2 protein-coding genes are annotated in these 2,717 nt (G+C 46.4%); both read right to left on the bottom strand.

The genetic code is table 11. The annotated features are described in order from the left end of the window. Positions 1-581 precede the first annotated feature (581 nt). Positions 582-1,925: a transaldolase gene (locus tag IH879_22190; GenBank protein MCH7677637.1), complete on the bottom strand. Its 1,344-nt coding sequence runs from the start codon at positions 1,923-1,925 to the stop codon at positions 582-584. Between the two features lie 174 nt (positions 1,926-2,099). Further along, a partial coding sequence (locus IH879_22185; protein ID MCH7677636.1) for a ribulose-phosphate 3-epimerase occupies positions 2,100-2,717 on the bottom strand: 618 nt, incomplete at its 5' end.

Raw genomic sequence — 2,717 nt, 5'->3', positions numbered from 1 at the left:
CCTGCCAGAGAACCATTAATGACTCTGACGCTACCCTTGACTTCCTCGTCTACTATTGTGTTAAAGCCAGCACTCTTCAAAGCTTTCTTAAATAAATTCTCAGAAGTTTTCCAATGCCATTCCGATTTTGAAAAACCAAGGACTTTACTCTTCATTGTAGTCCATTCATCCGGCTCAGCGGATAGTGATAAATCGAATGGTAATCCATTCTTAGAATCAATAGGGCATACCCTTACCAAAGAAAAAGCTTTGTCACTCACATCACTCCCATTTTTGATATTGCCTCGAGCAATCATACGAACTAGAAAGCCTGATTGGGGAGCTACATATTCCCCTTGAAAGGTAAACCCACGTGTAAATGGCTGACACGAAATCAAGGAGTGTATTATAAGAATCGATACGCTTGAGTACAAAAATATTTTTAGCATCAGAAATTTACGTTTCGCCGCCCAACTTATGATTGAATAGCATACTCTTCGGATTTTTGTGCCTACATATAGGAACAAAATTCAAATGTTCCTACATATAGGCAACTGAGTTTCCTATATACAGGCATTTTTTTGAGGGTAGTTAAGTTGACGTTAGAAAAACCTGCGGATTCGATTTGCAATTCGTTCATCCATTTCGTCTTGAAACTTGGTAAAATCGGCAAAAGCGAGCAGACTGTAAAGAGTGTCCAAAGGAAGATTCCCGGTCAATTGAGAATCCAAATCCGGAAGCTTGTTTTTTTTAAGTTCCTGCCAGTCGTCTGCAGTCGGCGAGTAAAACATATCATCATAACCCGCATCGGCAAATTTTTGATAAAGACCTTCGCCGTCCAATTCATCAAAATCAGAGCCATTGCGAACCTCTTTCAGGAACTCGATGAACTCCGGTTCCACAGTGTATAAACGCTCTAATCTGCTTTTACCTACTTTATCCAGGACATTCTGCGACGTCCCCAGGTTATCTGAATAATCATCATTGACCCGGCTGCGTATTTCATGCGCAGCAACCTCTGTCTGGTTTAAGAATTCCTTTAGGGCCGGGTAAGGAACCGTGAACACATCGCAGCCGGCTGCGTAGACCATGGTTTTCCAGCTGCGGATGCTGGCGACGATCAGCTGGGTTTTCACGTTCAGCTGGTCCCGAAGTTGGTTGAGAGTTCTTTGGGCAACCAAATCCACTTGCTCGCCCAAAAGTTCGGATTCCAGTCCCTGGTTTAATCGTCCCATAAAAATGTTGGTTCGGGTCACGTTGGACAAAATCGCGGCTGCTGCCACCTGGCGCGCTGAAAAGGTGGTCGTAAAATTTACCGGGATGCCTTCCCGTTCCAGGTCACGGGCGATGAGAAATGCGTGCGGATGATGCGGCGTAAAAGCAACCTTCACAAACGAGCCGGGCAGCATGCGAGCTAAATACCGGCCGACGCGTTTCGAAGCCTCAATCCCCGGCGCCAAATTTGTATGAAGCTCCAGACTGATTTCCCAGTCTTTACCGGTGCCGTAGTAGGTTTTCAGACTTCGACCCAGCTGGCCGTTGATGATGGTATAAATCAATGCAATCGCTTCCGACAAAGAGAGGCCGGGCGCTGCGGCCTGCATGGCTTTTACCCAATCCACGATGTCTGCGTCCTCGCCTTCACCTAAGTAACGATCTAATACTCTGGCCACCAACACTTGATTGGTGGTATTGCCATCGATTTCTTTAATTACCTGCAAAGAATCCCCGGTTTCCTCAACTGTCAACAGGTCGTCAAGTTCGTTGCGATCGGCGGTGTCGGTATAGATGTGTTTCGTACCGCAATCTATAAGCGCTTTTGTCAGTGGGTGGTTTACCAATCTCACGGTCTTGGATGGTTTTGCTGCAGCGCCGGCCGTCCCTAAAGCTACCACAGCATCATCAAGGCTTTTAGAAGAAACCTCTGCCGCTTTTAAATTTTCCATTTATTTTACCTCTTAGTTGAAATTTTCTATTATTCGACCCATTTTTGTCATTTGACACGAAGGGGAAAATTTTAGCAACTAAAACTCAGAAGATCGTCATTTTATAGTTGGTTTAGATTCTTGGCGCTTCTCGCTTCTCGCTTCTCGCTCTTCAGTCTTTCGCTAATCGGGCTTTCACAGTTTTTTGAATTCTCTGATAGTTTCAGCGGGATCGGGTCTGCCAAATATTCCGGATCCGGAAACAAGAATTTCAGCGCCGGCCTCGACAATTTCTTTGGCGTTTTCTAATTTAACGCCGCCATCCACTTCCACTTCGATGCGAGTAAACTCCCGTTGCCGCAACAGCTTTTGGGTACGCCGCAGCTTATCCAGTGCTTCCGGAATAAACTTCTGCCCGCCAAAACCCGGATTTACAGACATGATTAAAATCAAGTCTAAATCGGCTAAAACTTCTTCGATCGTTGCAAGCGGTGAGTGTGGATTTAGCGCAACTCCGGCCTTCATTCCGGCTGTCCTGATTGCCTGCAGAACACCATGTAGATGAACGCACGCTTCCACCTGCACAGTGAGGTAATCCGCGCCTGCTTCAGCAAATGCATCGATATAGCGCTCCGGGTTTTCGACCATCAAATGCACATCAAGGGGCAGCTTGGTGCGAGGTCTCAAGGCTTGTACGATCAGCGGTCCAATGGTAATATTCGGGACGAAATGACCATCCATGACATCGATATGCAACAGGTCGGCCCCTCCGGCTTCGACTTTTTTGACGTCTTCTTCCAGCCGGGCAAAATC

The organism is candidate division KSB1 bacterium (genome assembly GCA_022562085.1).
Lineage (GTDB): Bacteria > Zhuqueibacterota > Zhuqueibacteria > Oceanimicrobiales > Oceanimicrobiaceae > Oceanimicrobium.
This window is presented reverse-complemented; position numbering and strand designations above follow the sequence as displayed.